The sequence below is a fragment of the Marinovum sedimenti genome (assembly GCF_054052205.1).
Map to the genome: position 1 here is coordinate 1,223,132 of NZ_CM133223.1, position 17,047 is coordinate 1,240,178.

The following is a 17,047-nucleotide window of genomic DNA, read 5'->3' on the forward strand; positions in this document are numbered from 1 at the left end:
TGTCTCAGTCCCGGTTCTGGCGGTTTTCGATCAGGTCTTCGACAACCGACGGATCGGCCAATGTCGAGGTATCGCCCAGCGCGCCAAAATCGTTCTCGGCAATCTTGCGCAGGATGCGGCGCATGATCTTGCCCGAGCGGGTTTTCGGCAGGCCCGGTGCCCATTGGATCAGGTCCGGCGAGGCAATCGGGCCAATCTCGGTCCGCACCCAGGTGCGCAGCTCTTTGTAAAGCTCCTCGGACGGCTCGATCCCGTTCATCAGCGTGACATAGCAATAGATGCCCTGCCCTTTGATGTTGTGGGGGTAGCCCACCACGGCGGCCTCGGCCACTTTGGGATGCGCCACCAGCGCGCTTTCGACTTCGGCGGTGCCCATGCGGTGGCCGGACACGTTGATCACGTCATCGACGCGGCCTGTGATCCAGTAATCGCCATCCTCATCGCGGCGGCAACCGTCGCCCGAGAAGTAGAAGCCTTTGTAATCGCTGAAATAGGTCTTTTCAAACCGCTCATGATCACCCCAGACGGTGCGCATCTGGCCGGGCCAGCTGTCGGCGATGACAAGCACGCCCTCAACGCCGTTGCCCTTAACCTCTTGGCCGGTCGTCGGGTCAAGCACCAGCGGCTTGACGCCAAAGAACGGCTGTTGCGCCGAACCGGGTTTCAGCTCATGCGCGCCGGGCAGCGGCGTCATCATGTGGCCGCCGGTTTCGGTCTGCCACCAGGTATCAACGATCGGGCATTTGCCCTTGCCGACCACGTCATTGTACCAGTTCCAGGCCTCGGGGTTGATCGGTTCGCCCACGGTGCCGAGCAGGCGCAGCGAGGACAGATCGCATTTCTCAACGAACTCCGGCCCCTGCCCCATCAGCGCGCGAATGGCGGTGGGCGCGGTGTAGAACTGGTTGACCTTGTGCTTTTCGCAGACCTGCCAAAAGCGGCTGGCGTCCGGGTAGGTCGGCACGCCTTCAAACATCAGCGTGGTGCCGCCATTGGCCAGTGGGCCATAGACGATATAGCTGTGGCCCGTGACCCAGCCAACATCCGCGGTGCACCAATACACATCACCATCGTGGTAATCGAAGGTGATCTCATGCGTCATCGCCGCGTAGACCAGATAGCCGCCCGAGCAATGCACAACGCCCTTGGGCTGGCCGGTCGAACCGGAGGTGTAGAGCACGAACAGCGGGTCTTCGGCGTTGACTTCGACCGGATCAAACTGGTCCGAGGCCTCTTTCGCCAGCGCGTTGTAATCGCAATCGCGCCCGTCAACCCATGTGGTCTGGCCGCCGGTGCGCTTGACGACAAGGCACTTCACCGTGTCCTTGCAGTGCAGCAGCGCCGCATCGCAGTTCGATTTCAGCGCCGTCTTGCGGCCACCGCGGGGGGCCTCGTCCGAGGTGATCACCACTTTGGCGTCACAGCCATTGACCCGCGCACTCAGCGCATCGGGCGAGAAGCCAGCGAACACAATCGAGTGGATCGCGCCGATGCGGGCACAGGCGAGCATCGCATAGGCGGCTTCGGGGATCATCGGCAGATAGATCACCACCCGGTCGCCCTTGGTCACACCCAGATCGGAGAGCACGTTGGACATTTTGCAGACGTTGGCGTGCAGCTGTTTATAGGTGATGTGCTGCGCGTCCTCATTGGGATCATCGGGCTCAAAAATGATCGCCGTCTGGTCGCCACGGGTCGGCAGGTGCCGGTCGATACAGTTGGCCGAGACGTTCAGCGTGCCGTCATGAAACCAATTGATGCGAATGTCGCCGGGGGCAAAGCTGACGTCCTTAACCTGGGTATAAGGCTTGATCCAGTCGATGCGTTTGCCGTGTTCGCCCCAGAATGCCTCTGGATCTGCGATGGATGCGGCATACATTTCTTCGTACTTCGCAGCATCGACATGGAACTGGCGTGCGGAATGGTCGTTGGGCATGTGCTCCCCCTTTTCTCGTTTAGACGAAACGCAAAATGGCTCCTCCATGCGTTCCGTGATTTAACGTTGAGACAAGTTTACAGGGGAATGCGGGAAAGTGATCAGGTACGTTCAGGATAAACGCTTTTTCTGTAAAGAAATCGACAGGCGCGTTTGAAAACTTGTAAAATTCCCGAAAATAACACCGAAAAGTGACGTAAAGTCATACGCTTATAAAATGGGCTGTTGAGAAACACTCTGTCAACTTTTGGCGATTTTTTTCAATTTGGGACGCTAACAATGTTGCGTAAGCACTGCGACAAATTCGCATACCTTAGGACTGACCCGGAAAATACAACCCAAACGGGTTAAGTCGAATCGCGGATTCTCGGATTTTCGCATTTGTGATCACAAACCGAATCCGCCCGGTAAGCTACTGAAATCAATCGACAGATCAAAACTTCGGGGAAATATCGACAAAATAGATTCGCGTCGGGGTGCCTTGCGACCTTGGTCTAGGGCAATTGTGATCACATCTTGGCGTCGCCTTGCGCGAGAGCATTGCGAACTGCCTCGCTATAGCGAGCACTGACAGGAATCTCGCGGCCATCCGACAAAACCACCATCAATCGATTGCCGTCCCGGTGCAACCGCCTGAGATGTGCGACCATGGCATAATGCGAGCGGTGGACCCGCAGCCCCTCTGCCCCCTCCATCTCGGACATCGCATCGGTCAGCCGGATCAACACCAGATGGCTGCCGAGTGCCGTCGTGACCTCGGCATAATGGTCCTGCATCGAGATCGAGATGATGTCGTCGCCCAGCTCTAGCGGCAGCCGTTTGTGGAAGTTGGTGCGCGGCGGGGACGTTGGCCTCTTTTCCACCGCGCCGAACTCATGAAATTCAACGATCCCGATGACCCAGCCGATAACAGCCACCTGCATCCAGATCACTGGCAGGTTTTCGGCCGATTGTAATGGCGGGCGAAACACGGCGTAGACAAAGATCACCAAGGCCGCGCCCGGCAACCCCGCCAGCACCGCACCGATCCCGAGACGCGCGATGCGCGGCACTCGGCCAAGATAGCGGCTGTGCAGCGCGGTTCGCATGCAGACATGCATGAAAAACCCGACGCCCGTGAAGACCACGAGCCAAAACACCAAGCGCTCGAACAGCCCCATCGCCTCATATGTGCCGAACGGCCCAGTGAGCGCGAGCACCAGCACCCCGCCGAAAAACGCGAAAATCTTGCGTTCCCAGCCAATATTGGCCCAAATATCCGATAGCGTTTCACGCATCGTGAAAGTTTGACCCTAGGTAAACCACGAAATCCAGTAAAAATTCACGAATTTTGGTTTGCGAGACTCAAAGTGTTAAGCTCACATCCCCCCACCTGCCGCGATATTTGGGGGGGCGTGTTAGTTCAATACCTTTTACGGGCCACGAGCCCATTGCTCTGTGCCTTATGACCTGTGCGCCCTGCACCTATGGGCGTTTATTACGAGTGGGCCGGCCTGGATGCTGCTTTTGCACCACCGAGGCCGGCCTTTTCACATTCCACCCCACACCTGCACCCGGACATTCGCGCCCGTCCTGCCACTTGCACTGGACGCTCGTTTCTGGCGGGCCTATAAGCACGGCAAGATGGCATATTTTGCATTCATCACGCGAATTACGTGCCCGGCGCTCTGATCACACGAGCCGCCGGGACAAGGCGCATGGACACCCGCGCCGCCAGACCCCTTATCATCGAATAAACCGACGAGGACGCCATTCATGTGCGCCGATACGCCTGAGTACAAAGACACTCTGAACCTGCCGAAAACCGATTTCCCGATGCGCGCGGGCCTGCCCAAGCGCGAGCCTGTGTGGCTTGAGCGTTGGGACAAGATCGGCATCTATGACCGCCTGCGCGACAAGGGCGAAGGCCGCAAGCCCTTTACCCTGCATGACGGCCCCCCCTATGCCAACGGCCACCTGCACATCGGTCACGCGCTCAACAAGATCCTCAAGGATATGGTTGTCCGCAGCCAACAGATGATGGGCCGCGACGCGCGCTATATCCCCGGCTGGGATTGTCACGGTCTGCCGATCGAGTGGAAGATCGAAGAGCAATACCGCGCCAAGGGCAAGAACAAGGACGAGGTCGACGTGGTCGATTTCCGTCAGGAATGCCGCAAGTTCGCCGAGGGCTGGATCGACATCCAGCGCGACGAGTTTCAGCGTCTGGGCATCACCGGCAACTGGCCTGATCCTTATCTGACGATGAACTTCCACGCCGAACGGGTGATCGCTGCCGAGTTCCAGAAGTTCCTGATGAACGGCACGCTGTATCAGGGTTCCAAGCCTGTGATGTGGTCGCCGGTTGAGAAGACCGCGCTGGCCGAGGCCGAAGTCGAATATCACGACCACAAGAGCCACACGATCTGGGTGCCCTTCCGCATCGATCACGGTGGCCATGTGGTGATGCCCGACGGCGAGGATGACGATTACGCCGGGGCCGATATGGAGCTGATGGCCAAGGATCTGCACGGCGCGCGGGTGGTGATCTGGACGACGACCCCTTGGACGATCCCGTCGAACAAGGCCGTCGCCTATAACCCCGCCATCGCTTACGGCCTGTATGAGATCTCTGGCACGCCCGACGAAAGCTGGGTCACTGTCGGTGACAAATACGTGCTGGCCGACAAGCTGGCCGATGAGGTGTTGGGCAAGGCGCGGCTCGAACCGTCGATGTATGCCCGCGTGCGCGATGTGCAGGCCGAAGATCTGGCGACGCTCACCCTGCACCACCCGCTGCGCGGCGCCGAGGGGGCCGAGGGCTTCTGGGATTACGACGTGCCGATGATCGATGGCGAGCATGTCACCGATGATGCCGGCACTGGTTTCGTGCACACCGCACCAAGCCACGGCCAAGAAGACTATGAGTGTTTTGTCGCGCGCAACTGGATGGACCGGATGACGCATAATGTGGGCGAGGAAAGCGAATTCCTGCCGCATGTGCCGTTCTTTGCCGGGCTGAAAGTGTTCAATCACAAGGGCAAAGAGGACAAAGCGAATGCTGCCGTCATCGACAAACTGGTCGAATATGGCGGGCTGATCGCGCGCGGCCGCATGACCCACAGCTATCCGCATTCCTGGCGCTCCAAGGCTCCGGTGATCTATCGCAACACGCCGCAGTGGTTTGCCGCCATCGACCGCGCCGTTGGCGACGGGCAAGACGAACATGGCGCCACCATCCGCGAACGCGCGCTGACCTCGATCGACAAACTAGTGAAATGGACGCCCAAAACCGGGCGCAACCGGCTTTATTCGATGATCGAAGCCCGCCCCGACTGGGTGCTGTCACGCCAACGCGCCTGGGGTGTGCCGCTGACCTGCTTTACCCGCAAGGGCGCGCTGCCCACCGACGAAGGCTTCCTGCTGCGTGATGAGGCGGTCAACGCCCGCGTGCTTGAGGCATTTGAGGCCGAAGGCGCCGATGCCTGGTATAAAGACGGGGCCAAGGCACGCTTCCTCGGCAGCGACTACAATGCTGATGAGTGGGTTCAGGTGTTCGACATCCTCGACGTCTGGTTTGATAGTGGCTCGACCCACGCCTTTGTGCTGCGCGACCGCGAAGACGGCAGCGACGACGGCATCGCCGATCTCTACCTTGAGGGCACAGACCAGCACCGCGGCTGGTTCCACTCCTCAATGCTACAGGCCTGCGGCACCAAAGGCCGCGCCCCTTACCGCGGCGTGCTGACCCACGGGTTCACGCTCGATGCCAAGGGCAACAAGATGTCCAAATCGCTGGGCAACACCATCGTCCCTGATGCGGTGGTCAAGCAATACGGTGCGGATATCCTGCGGCTCTGGGTGGCCCAGACCGATTACACCGCCGACCAGCGGATCGGGCCGGAAATCCTCAAAGGCGTGGCCGACAGCTATCGCCGCCTGCGCAACACCATGCGCTTCCTTCTGGGCGCGCTCAGCCATTTCGACGAAAGCGACCGCGTCGAACCGGCGGATATGCCCGAGCTGGAACGCTATGTGCTGCACCGGCTGGCCGAACTCGATCATGTAGTCCGCAAGGGCTACAACGAGTACGATTTCCAAGGCGTGTTCCAACAGCTGTTCAACTTTGCCACGGTCGAGCTTTCGGCGTTCTACTTCGACATCCGCAAAGACGCGCTCTATTGCGATGGCGATACCGAACGGCGCCGCGCCGCCCGCACCGTGCTCGACATCCTGTTCCACCGGCTGACCAAATGGCTGGCCCCGGTGCTGGTGTTCACGATGGAGGAAGTCTGGCTCGAACGCTTCCCCGGCGACGACAGCTCGATCCACCTGACCGATCTGCCCGAAACGCCTGCCGATTGGCTTGATGAGCCGCTGGCGGCGAAATGGGCGCAGGTCCGTCGGGCGCGTCGCGCAGTGACGGCGGCGCTGGAAGTCCAGCGGACCGACAAGGTCATCGGTGCCTCGCTCGAGGCCGCCCCGGTGGTCCACGTCCGCGACCCCGAGATGCTCAAAGCACTGAAATCGGTGGATTTCGATGACATCTGCATCACCTCGGGCCTGTCGCTGACCGGCGATCCCCAGCCAAACGAGGCCTTCCGCTTGCCGGAAATTGACGGCGTCGGCGTGGTGTTCGAAAAGGCTGATGGCGACAAATGCCAGCGCTGCTGGAAGATCCTGCCCGACGTGGGCACCCACGCCCATGCAGGCACCTGCAAACGCTGCGACGCAGCGCTTAGCTAACCAAAACCTCCCCCCACATACTTCTTCTGTTTTTAAATACCTTGGGGGGAGGCCGAAGGCCGGGGGGCAAAGCCTCCCCCTTCCTAAATAGACCTGCGGGCAAAGCCCCCCTCTTTTACCAAACCTGCGAGCAAAGCCCCCCCCTCTTCCTAAATAAACCTGTGGGCAAAGCCCTCCTTTTGAAAATCCCCCGCACCCCGCCGCATAAACGCACATCATCTGTGCAGGTCTTGGCCCCGCCCGCTTCGCGCCCTAGGTCTGTAAGCGAAACAGCCAAGGACCTTGCAATGACCGATACCTACACGCCCCCCGAAGTCTGGACCTGGGACGCAGAGAATGGCGGCGAATTCGCCTCGACCAACCGCCCCATCGCCGGTGCCACCCACGACAAGGACCTGCCCGTCGGCGACCACAAATTCCAACTGTATTCGCTTGCCACGCCCAATGGCGTGAAGGTCAACGTGATGTTCGAAGAGCTGCTCGAAGCCGGACATGACGCCGAATACGACGCCTGGCTGATCCGCATCGGCGATGGCGATCAGTTCGGGTCGGGTTTTGTCGCGGCGAACCCCAACTCCAAGATCCCGGCGCTGATGGACCACTCTGGCGAAACGCCCGTGCGGGTGTTTGAATCCGGTTCGATCTTGATGCATCTGGCCGAAAAATTTGGTGCTTTTCAGGTGACAAACCCGGCAGACCGCCCCGAGATGCTGTCATGGCTGTTCTGGCAAATGGGCAGCGCGCCGTATCTGGGCGGTGGCTTTGGCCATTTCTACAGCTACGCGCCGGAAAAATGGCAATATCCGATTGACCGCTTCGCGATGGAAACCAAGCGCCAGCTTGACGTGCTTGATCGGCATCTGGCTGGGAAAGACTGGATGGCGGGCGGCGAATATACCATCGCCGATATCGCGATCTGGCCGTGGTATGGCCAACTGGTGCTGGGCCGTCTTTACGGGGCCGCCAAATTCCTTGACGTCGAGAGCTATGAAAACGTGATGCGCTGGGCCAAACAGATCGACGCCCGCCCGGCGGTGCAACGCGGCCGCATGGTCAATCGCACGTTTGGCGAACCCGAGACGCAATTGCACGAACGCCATTCGCCTGCGGATTTCGACACCAAGACAGAAGACAAAAAGAAAGTCGACTGACCGACCCCGCTGAAAATTCCACGGGAAATCGCACGGGAAACAGATTGCGCCTTTGCGCTGCGAAGGCCAATCTCTGTCTATGCCTGACCGTAGCCTCGACACACCTTTTGGCCCGCTGACCCTCACTGAAAGTCGGGGGGCCATCACCGCAACCACCTGGCGCAGGGGCGCCTGCGATGACACGGCTTTGCTCAGAGAGGCCGAGGCACAGTTGACCGCCTATTTCGCCGGTGCGCGGGAAAGCTTTGATCTGCCGCTTGCGCCGGAGGGATCGGATCTGGTCCGACGCACCTGCGCCGCCCTGCTGCGCATTCCGTTCGGCGAAACCCGGACGTATGGCGACCTGGCCAAAGAGCTCAACGCCCCGGCGCAGGCCATCGGGCAAGCTTGCGGGGCCAATCCGATCCCGATCCTCATCCCGTGCCACCGCATCCTTGCGGCCAAGGGGCTTGGGGGATTTTCGGCCAAGGGCGGTGTGGAAACCAAAGTCTGGCTGCTACGTCACGAGAAAGCGGCAGGGCTTTTAATCTGAAAGCAACCGGCTCCACCAAACGCGCGCCAAATCCATTGATGGATTTGTTCAAAATCCATAATGGATTTTGGCACCGCTCAATCGCGGCGGGGATCGCGCGGATAAGTGCCGAGGATTTCCAGCATGTCGGTGAAGTAGTCCAGTTCTTCCAAGGCGCGCTTGACCGCCGGGTCGTCAGGGTGGCCTTCGATATCTGCGTAGAACTGCGTCGCGGTGAACGATCCGCCGACCATATAGCTTTCGAGCTTGGTCATGTTGACGCCATTGGTGGCAAATCCGCCCATCGCCTTGTACAGCGCCGCCGGAATGTTGCGCACCTGAAACACAAAGGTCGTCAGCATCCCGTGATCGCCGCGCCGCGACATATCCGGCTCGCGGCCCATCAGCAGGAACCGCGTGGTGTTGTGCGCGTGATCCTCGATATGGCGCGCCAGAATGTGCAGCCCGTGGATATCCGCCGCCAGATCCGAGGCGAGCACACCCGAGGTCATATCGCCGGTCTCGGCCAGTTCCGCCGCCGCCCCCGCGCTGTCAGCCGCTGCTTCGCCGCGAATGCCATAATTCTTCAGGAACGCCGCGCATTGCGGCAACAGCACCAGATGTGCGCGCACTTTCTTGATGTCTTCGATCTGGACACCGTGATGCGCCATCAGGCTGACGTGCACCCGCACAAAGGCCTCACCGACAATCCGCAACCCCGACTGCGGCAACAGCCGGTGAATATCGGCCACCCGGCCATAGGTGGTGTTCTCCACCGGCAGCATCGCCAGTTCGGCCTCACCCGAGGTGACAGCCGAAATCACATCTTCAAAGTTGCGGCACGGCAGCGCGTCCATTTCAGGGCGGGCATCGCGGCACGCCTCGTGGCTATAGGCTCCGGGCTCTCCCTGAAAGGCAATCCGTCCTGTCATCGCACTTTTTTCCGTCTTTGGCCCAATCCGGGCGTTTCGTCGCGGTTTCTACACCTTGCCCTTGTGAAGGGGAAGCCGTAAGACCCGATCAAAGACCAGACGTAAGGACTCGCGTGTTATGGACACAATGACCTCGACCAAAATCCTGGGCGGCTTTTGCGGAGCATTCCTGATCTTTCTTCTCGGCAAGTGGGCCTCGGAAATCATTTATGAATCCGGCGGCCACGGCGATGCCGAACAAGCCTATGTCATCGACACCGGCGAAGCCGAAGGTGGCGGCGACGTGGCGGATGGCCCCTCGCTCGAAGAGCTGCTGGCCAGCGCCGATATCGCCAAGGGCGAAAAGGTGTATGGCAAGTGCCGCGCCTGCCACAAGGTCGAAGACGGCGCCAATGGCACCGGCCCGCACCTCTACGGTGTGGTTGACCGCGCGGTCGGCAGCGTTGACGGTTTCAGCTATTCCGGTGCGCTGGTCGAAGTGGCCCAGACCTGGGATGCGGAATTGCTTGATGGCTTCCTCGCCAACCCCAAAGGCTATGCGCCGGGCACCAAGATGTCCTTCGCCGGTCTGAAAAAGCCAGAAGATCGCGCCAATATCATTGCTTGGCTCGACAGCCTCGACAACTGATCGACGCCAACCGATCAAGGCTGACGGACACGACATTAAAACCGCTGCACCCCCGAGTGTGGCGGTTTTTTCTTGCGTGGTGGGTGGCATGCCGGAAACTTCACCTACATTCACGGAATATCGACTTGATTGATCCCTCGGCCCCGCTCTAGCCTACGGGGCCAAGCAGGCAGCAAGAAACCTCGCGTTTCGTGGCCGATAGGAGCGACTGAATGACCGACGATCCGATACTCCCCAAAACTGGGTTCGATTTCACCCGACGCGCCGCGCTTGGCATGTTCGGGGCCACAGCGCTTGGCGCGGCCCTGCCGCCCTCGCGGCTGATCGGGCAGACCAGTGACGGCTCAGAAACGGTCATCAGCCACGGCTATTCGTTCTACGGCGACCTGAAATACCCCGCCGACTACAAACACTGGGATTACGTCAATCCCAACGCCCCCAAGGGCGGCGAGATCGTTCTGTCGTCGCGCGGGACGTTTGATGGCTTCAACCGCTGGGCGTGGCGCGGCAATGCCGAATCCGAATCCGGTGTCGTGGCAGAATCGATGTTCGGCGAGATGCCTTGGGGCGGTGGCCTCCCGGCGGATTCGATCACCGATGCCTATTGCCTGATCGCGCGCGAAGTCGAATACCCCAAGGACAAGACTTGGTGCGTGTTCCACATGCGCGATGACGTCACCTTCCGCGATGGCTCGCCGCTGCGCGCGCAGGACGCCGCTTTCACCCACAACCTGTTCCTCGAACAGGCGATCCGGTCTTATGCCCGCTCGGTTTCGGAGCGGATCACCGGGGTCGAGGTGATCGATGAACTCACGGTCAAATTCACCTTCGCCGATGAAATCTCGCGCCGGTCGCTGATTTCCCAAGTCGGTGGCACACCGATCTTTTCCGAAGCGTGGTACAAGGAAACCGGCGAGCGGCTGGACGAACCTTCGGTCCAGTCGCCGATGGCCTCTGGCCCCTACCAAGTCGGCGATTACGAGTTCAATCGCTACGTGGTTTACGAACGCAATCCCGATTACTGGGGCTGGGATCACCCGGCCAACAAAGGCCGGTTCAACTTTGACAAGGTGCGGATCGAGTACTTCGCCGATGACGCCGCCGAGTTCGAGGCGTTCAAGGCCGGAATCTATAACTTCCGCTCTGAAGGCTCGACCAAACGTTGGGCCACCGGCTATGACTTCCCGGCGCTGCAAAAAGGCCATGTGGTGCGCGAGGAAATCCCCGATGGCAATGCGCCCAACAACTCGGGCATGATCTTCAACACCCTGCGCCCGCCGCTCGACAACCGCAATGTGCGCCACGCGCTGTCGTTGGCGTTCAACTTTGAATGGGTACGCGAGTCGCTGCAATTCGGTCTGACAACGCAACGCGCCTCTTTCGCGGAAAATCAGGACTGGGCCGCCAGTGGGGTGCCCGAAGGGGCCGAGCTCGCGCTGCTGAAATCGCTCGGCGATGTGGTGCCGCCCGAGGTGCTGACCGAAGAGGCGGTGATGCCGCATACCTCGAACCCGCGCAGCCCGAGCGACCGCAAAAACCAGCGCGCCGCGCTGAAGCTGTTGCAAGGCGAAGGCTGGAGCGTGGATGACGCGGGCAAACTGGTCGATGCGGATGGCAAGCAAATGAGCCTCGATTTCCTTGTGTTGTCGAGCTGGGATGACACCCGCAAGGCGATGATCGAGACCTATGTGCAGACCTTGGAAAGCTGGGGCATTGCCGTCGCCGCCGAAGCGGTGGACAGCGCGCAGGGCCAGCAGCGCTTCCTCGACAAAGACTATGACATGATCAACACCCGCTATCTGAGCTTCTCCTCGGCGGGCACCGGGCTTAAGCAATTGTTCGGCTCGGAAACCGCCGAAGTGTCATCGTATAACGGCGCGGCGCTGCGTAGCCCGATGGTGGATGCAATCATCCAAGCCGCGCTTGACACCACAACCCGCGAAGACGAGGTCATTGCGCTCAAGGCGCTTGACCGGGCGCTGCGGTACGAACGCATCGTTGCCCATGCGGGCTATGTGCCGGAATACTGGGTCGCCTATTACGACATGTTCGAGCGCCCCGATCCGCTGCCGCCTTATGCGCTGGGTCTGTTGGATTTCTGGTGGTTCAACGAAGAGAAACACGCGGCCCTCAAGGCCAAAGGCGCGCTGAAGTAACCCATGGGCGCCTATATTCTCCGCAGACTACTGCTCATCATCCCGACCCTTCTTGGGATCATGATCATCAATTTCGCGCTGGTACAGTTTGTGCCCGGCGGCCCGGTGGAACAGATGCTCGCCCGTGTTCAGGGCGAGGGCGATGTCTTTGGCGGCATCTCTGGCGGCGGCGAGGACGTGGGCGAACAGACCTTCGGCTCGGACAGCGAATACGCCGGGGCGCGCGGTCTCGACAAAGAGTTCATCGAGCAGCTTGAGGTCGATTTCGGCTTTTCCCGCATCGTCTGCGACGACAGCCATGTGGGGGAGCCTGACCTCGACGATCCGGCCTGTGTGAAAGAGGATATCGGCGTTGGCGAACGCTTTCTGCTGATGATGGGCAACTACATGCGGCTCGACTTTGGCGAGAGCTATTTCCGTTCAATCGGGGTGCTCGAGCTGGTGCTGGAAAAGATGCCGGTGTCGATCTCGCTTGGTCTGTGGTCGACGCTGATCGCCTATATGGTGTCGATCCCGCTGGGCATCCGCAAGGCGGTGTCTGACGGCTCGACCTTTGACACCTGGACCAGTGGCATCATCATTGTCGCCTACGCCATCCCCGGATTTCTGTTTGCCATCCTGCTCTTGGTGCTGTTTGCCGGCGGCAGCTATTGGCAGATTTTCCCGCTCCGGGGCCTCACGTCCGAGAATTTCGACAATCTGAGCCTGCCCGGCAAGATCGCGGATTACTTTTGGCACATCGCTCTGCCGGTGATCGCCTCGACCATCTCGGCCTTTGCCACGCTGACGCTGCTGACCAAGAACAGCTTTATGGACGAGATCAAAAAGCAATATGTCATCACCGCCCGCGCCAAGGGTCTGTCGGAAAGCAAGGTTCTGTATGGCCACATCTTTCGCAACGCCATGCTGATCGTGATCGCAGGGTTTCCGGCGGTGTTCATCGGCGTGTTCTTCGGCGGGTCGATCATTATCGAAACGATCTTCTCGCTCGATGGTCTCGGCCGGTTGGGGTTTGAGGCGGCGGTGGCGCGGGACTATCCGGTGATCTTTGGCACGCTTTTTGTCTTCGGCCTGCTCGGCCTCGTTGTCGGCATTCTGTCGGACCTGATGTACGTTTTTGTCGATCCCCGCATCGACTTTGACAAGCGGGAGGGCTGACCCATGACCCTCTCCCCCATCAACCAACGCCGCTGGCGCAACTTCAAGGCCAACCGCCGCGCGCTGTGGTCGCTCATTATCTTTGTCATCGTCTTCGGCCTGACGCTCTGCGCCGAATTCATCGCCAATGACAAACCGATCCTGGTGAAATTCCGCGGCGAATACTTTACGCCAGTGTTCAACTTCTATCCCGAAACCGCCTTTGGCGGCGACTTCCGCACCGAAGCGATTTACCGCGATGTCGAGGTCAAATGCCTTGTGCGCACCGGTGGGCTGGAAGAGTGCTGGGACGACCCCGAAGGCCTGATCGAAATGGTCGACAGTGGCGGCACCCCGGAGGGCGATTTCGTCAAGGGTTTCATGCTCTGGCCGCTGATCCCCTACAGCTATGACACGCCGGTGGACCGCCCCGGCGCCGCCCCCCTGCCCCCGAACGATCACAACTGGCTGGGTACCGATGACACCAAACGCGATGTGCTGGCGCGGATCATCTATGGTTTCCGCCTGTCGATCCTGTTCACCCTGATCGTCACCACGCTGGCCTCGATCATCGGCATCATCGCTGGCGCGTTCCAAGGCTATTTCGGCGGCTGGCTCGACCTGATTTTCCAACGCGTGATCGAGATTTGGGGCGCCACGCCAAGCCTCTATATCATCATCATCCTGTTCGCGGTGCTCGGGCGCAGTTTCTGGCTGCTCGTGTTCCTCATGGTGCTGTTCGGCTGGACGGCGCTGGTGGGCGTGGTGCGCGCCGAATTCCTGCGCGCCCGCAACCTTGAATACGTCCGCGCGGCCAAAGCCCTGGGCGTGTCCAACACCACCATCATGTTCCGCCACATGCTGCCCAATGCGATGGTCGCCACCGTCACCTTCCTGCCGTTCATCGTCACTGGCACGATCTCGCAATTGGCCGGGCTCGATTTCCTCGGCTTCGGCTTGCCCTCCTCGGCCCCCTCGCTGGGCGAGTTGACCTTGCAAGCCAAACAAAACCTTCAGGCGCCGTGGCTTGGCTTCACCGCCTTCTTCGTATTCGCCTTCATGCTGTCGCTTCTCGTCTTCATCTTTGAAGGCGTGCGGGATGCCTTCGACCCAAGGAAAACCTTTCAATGACGGCGCTTCTCAAGGTCCGCAATCTCAACGTCTCGTTCCGTCAGGATGGCAAGCGTACAGCGGCTGTCAAAGGCGTCAGCTTCGATGTCGAACGCGGGGAAACCGTGGCGCTGGTCGGCGAAAGCGGCTCGGGCAAATCGGTCACAGCGCTCTCGACCGTGTCGCTGCTCGCCGGCTCTGCCGAGGTCGAAGGCTCGGTGACGTACGAGGGCCGCGAAATGGTCGGCGCGAGCGAAAAGACTCTGCGCCAGATCCGCGGCAACGACATTTCGTTTATCTTTCAGGAACCGATGACCTCGCTCAACCCACTGCACACGCTGGAAAAACAGCTGCGCGAGTCGATGGAGCTGCACCAGAACGTCACCGGCAGTGAGGCGCGCACCCGGATCATTGACCTGCTCAACAAGGTCGGCATTCGCGACCCCGAAGACCGGCTGAACGCCTATCCCCACCAACTCTCCGGCGGCCAAAGGCAACGGGTGATGATCGCGATGGCGCTGGCCAACGGCCCGGACCTTTTGATCGCGGACGAGCCGACGACGGCGCTTGATGTCACCATCCAAGCGCAGATCCTCGAACTCTTGGCCGAGCTGAAACGCGCCGAAAACCTCAGCCTGCTGTTCATCACCCACGACCTCGGCATCGTCCGCCGCATCGCCGACAGGGTCTGCGTGATGAAGGACGGCGAGATTGTTGAGACCGGCCGCACCGAAGAAATCTTCGCCAACCCGCGCCACCCCTACACCCAAAAACTGCTCGCCGCCGAAAGCACCGGCCAGCCCGATCCGGTCGAGCCGAATGCACCGGTGGTGGCCGAGGCGAAGAACCTCAAGATCTGGTTCCCGATCCAACGCGGCTTTCTAAAGCGCACGGTGGGCCACGTCAAAGCGGTCAACGACGCCAATTTCAGCGTCCGCGCCGGGGAAACCATCGGCATCGTCGGCGAATCCGGCTCTGGCAAAACCACCCTGGCGCTGGCGATGATGCGCCTGATCCCTTCCGAGGGCGGCATCACCTTCGACGGCACCGACCTGCGCGACCTGTCGACCCGCAACCTGCGCCGCCTGCGCTCTGACATGCAGATCGTGTTTCAGGATCCCTACGGCTCGCTCTCGCCCCGCATGTCCTGCGCCGAAATCATCGCCGAAGGCCTCGGCGTGCACGGCACCCGCGGCGATGCCCGCCCCACCCGCGACAAGGTCGCCGAGGTGATGGAGGAAGTCGGCCTCAACCCGACGATGATGGACCGCTACCCGCATGAATTCTCCGGCGGCCAGCGCCAACGCATCGCCATTGCCCGCGCGATGATCCTGCGCCCGAAACTGGTGGTGCTGGACGAACCGACATCGGCGCTCGACATGACCGTCCAGGTGCAGATCGTCGAACTGCTGCGCGCGCTCCAGCGCAAATACGGCCTCGCCTACCTGTTCATCAGCCACGATCTCAAGGTCGTGCGCGCCATGTCCCACTACGTGATGGTGATGAAACAAGGCGACGTGATCGAGGCCGGCCCCGCCGATCAGGTCTTCACCAACCCCAGCACAGACTACGCCCGCACCCTGCTCGCCGCAGTTGCGTGATCCGGCCGCCTAAAGCGCCCCTCTTCTTCTGTTCAAAAATACCGCGGGGGAGGCCGCAGGCCGGGGGCAGAGCCCCGACCCGCGTGCGCAGCACGCTCAAACCTGCGCGCGCCAGCGCTCCTTAAAATCACACCGCTTAACCGCGCCAGAACACAAGCGCAGGTCCGCCCTCGCGTCAAAAAGCCCCAGACGCGCCCGTTGTGTTCTCGCAACCATGCGCCTAGCTCTACCTTGTGAGCGCAAAGCGCTCTTTGACCCAGATCAATCGGGAGCGGCCGACGCCCATGCTTGGAACCAAGACCCCCGATCTCTCCGCCCAGTGCGGCGATTGCCCGATCCGCCACCGCGCCGTCTGTGCGCGCTGTGACACGGGCGAGCTGCAAACGCTCGAACAGATCAAATATTACCGCAGTTTCGAGGCCGGCCAGACTATCGTCTGGAGCGGCGACGCGATGGAATTTGTCGGCTCGGTCGTCACCGGCATCGCCACCCTGACCCAAACGATGGAGGACGGGCGCACCCAAATGGTCGGCCTGTTGCTGCCCAGCGATTTTGTTGGCCGTCCGGGGCGGATGCGCGCGGCGTATGATGTGGTCGCCACCACCGATCTGGTGATGTGCTGTTTTCGCAAAAAACCGTTTGAGGACATGATGGTCAAGACCCCGCATGTGGCCCAACGGCTGCTGGAAATGACCCTTGATGAGCTGGACGCCGCCCGCGAATGGATGCTGGTCCTTGGCCGCAAAACCGCGCGCGAACGCATCGCCTCGTTGCTGGTCATCCTCGGGCGGCGCGATGCCTCGCTCAAGCTGCGTGCGATCACCGGCCAGACCGCGTTTGAGCTGCCGCTGACCCGCGAAGCGATGGCCGATTACCTTGGGCTGACGTTGGAAACCGTGAGCCGCCAGATTTCATCGCTCAAGCGCGACGAGGTGATCGTTCTGGCGGGCAAGCGCCATGTCACCGTCCCCGATTTTGACCGACTGCTCGAAGAAGCAGGCGACGACGCTGAGAGCGGCCCCCTCGCCTAAGCCGCGACTGGCAGCCGTGAGGAAAGACAAAGGCCGGTCCCGGTCTTTTTCGCGCGCCCTACTGCGCCCGCTTGACTTACCTTAGCGTTTCAGTCAACTTAAAGCCAAGACCCAGCCATCCGCCTTGGA

At 60.6% G+C, this 17,047-nt stretch carries 12 protein-coding genes; 9 read left to right on the top strand and 3 right to left on the bottom strand.

What is annotated here, in order from left to right:
• Positions 1-4: 4 nt before the first annotated feature.
• Together acs and ACW9UO_RS05895 are read right to left on the bottom strand one after the other, a co-directional pair.
• On the bottom strand, positions 5-1,936 hold the full coding sequence (gene acs / locus ACW9UO_RS05890) for an acetate--CoA ligase (RefSeq protein WP_457088051.1): 1,932 nt from the start codon (positions 1,934-1,936) through the stop codon (positions 5-7).
• Positions 1,937-2,445: 509 nt separating this feature from the next.
• Complete coding sequence (locus ACW9UO_RS05895; protein WP_457088052.1) at positions 2,446-3,213, bottom strand: LytTR family DNA-binding domain-containing protein; 768 nt, start codon at positions 3,211-3,213, stop codon at positions 2,446-2,448.
• Positions 3,214-3,691: 478 nt separating this feature from the next.
• Between ACW9UO_RS05895 and ileS the strand changes: the two genes are divergently transcribed.
• The 3 genes from ileS (at position 3,692) to ACW9UO_RS05910 (ending at position 8,344) form a co-directional block, all read left to right on the top strand.
• A complete protein-coding gene (gene ileS, locus ACW9UO_RS05900; RefSeq protein ID WP_457088053.1) occupies positions 3,692-6,661 on the top strand; it encodes an isoleucine--tRNA ligase in 2,970 nt (989 codons plus the stop codon).
• 287 nt (positions 6,662-6,948) lie between these two features.
• Positions 6,949-7,812, top strand: a complete 864-nt coding sequence (yghU, locus tag ACW9UO_RS05905; protein ID WP_457088054.1) for a glutathione-dependent disulfide-bond oxidoreductase — start codon at positions 6,949-6,951, stop codon at positions 7,810-7,812.
• A 79-nt stretch (positions 7,813-7,891) separates the two neighbouring features.
• Positions 7,892-8,344, top strand: coding sequence for a methylated-DNA--[protein]-cysteine S-methyltransferase (locus ACW9UO_RS05910; RefSeq protein WP_457088055.1), 453 nt, complete (start codon positions 7,892-7,894; stop codon positions 8,342-8,344).
• Positions 8,345-8,421: 77 nt separating this feature from the next.
• On the opposite strand, the gene ACW9UO_RS05915 is transcribed toward ACW9UO_RS05910, so the two are convergent.
• Entirely contained in the window at positions 8,422-9,255 is an 834-nt protein-coding gene (locus ACW9UO_RS05915; protein ID WP_457088056.1) for a prephenate dehydratase, read from the bottom strand.
• Positions 9,256-9,373: 118 nt separating this feature from the next.
• Here ACW9UO_RS05915 and ACW9UO_RS05920 point away from each other — a divergent pair, with 118 nt between their 5' ends.
• The 6 genes from ACW9UO_RS05920 to fnrL all read left to right on the top strand — a co-directional run bounded on the left by ACW9UO_RS05920 (position 9,374) and on the right by fnrL (position 16,918).
• Positions 9,374-9,883 carry a c-type cytochrome gene (locus ACW9UO_RS05920; protein ID WP_457088057.1) on the top strand — a complete coding sequence of 170 codons (510 nt, stop codon included), beginning with the start codon at positions 9,374-9,376 and terminating at the stop codon, positions 9,881-9,883.
• Between the two features lie 212 nt (positions 9,884-10,095).
• Entirely contained in the window at positions 10,096-12,039 is a 1,944-nt protein-coding gene (locus ACW9UO_RS05925) for an extracellular solute-binding protein (RefSeq protein ID WP_457088058.1), read from the top strand.
• Positions 12,040-12,042: 3 nt separating this feature from the next.
• Entirely contained in the window at positions 12,043-13,197 is a 1,155-nt protein-coding gene (locus ACW9UO_RS05930; protein ID WP_457088059.1) for a microcin C ABC transporter permease YejB, read from the top strand.
• 3 nt (positions 13,198-13,200) lie between these two features.
• Positions 13,201-14,307 carry an ABC transporter permease gene (locus ACW9UO_RS05935; RefSeq protein WP_457088060.1) on the top strand — a complete coding sequence of 369 codons (1,107 nt, stop codon included), beginning with the start codon at positions 13,201-13,203 and terminating at the stop codon, positions 14,305-14,307.
• Positions 14,304-15,887 carry an ABC transporter ATP-binding protein gene (locus ACW9UO_RS05940; RefSeq protein ID WP_457088061.1) on the top strand — a complete coding sequence of 528 codons (1,584 nt, stop codon included), beginning with the start codon at positions 14,304-14,306 and terminating at the stop codon, positions 15,885-15,887. Before ACW9UO_RS05935 ends, ACW9UO_RS05940 begins: the two co-directional genes overlap by 4 nt.
• Positions 15,888-16,171: 284 nt before the next feature.
• A complete protein-coding gene (gene fnrL / locus ACW9UO_RS05945) occupies positions 16,172-16,918 on the top strand; it encodes a transcriptional regulator FnrL (protein WP_457088062.1) in 747 nt (248 codons plus the stop codon).
• Positions 16,919-17,047: the final 129 nt, after the last annotated feature.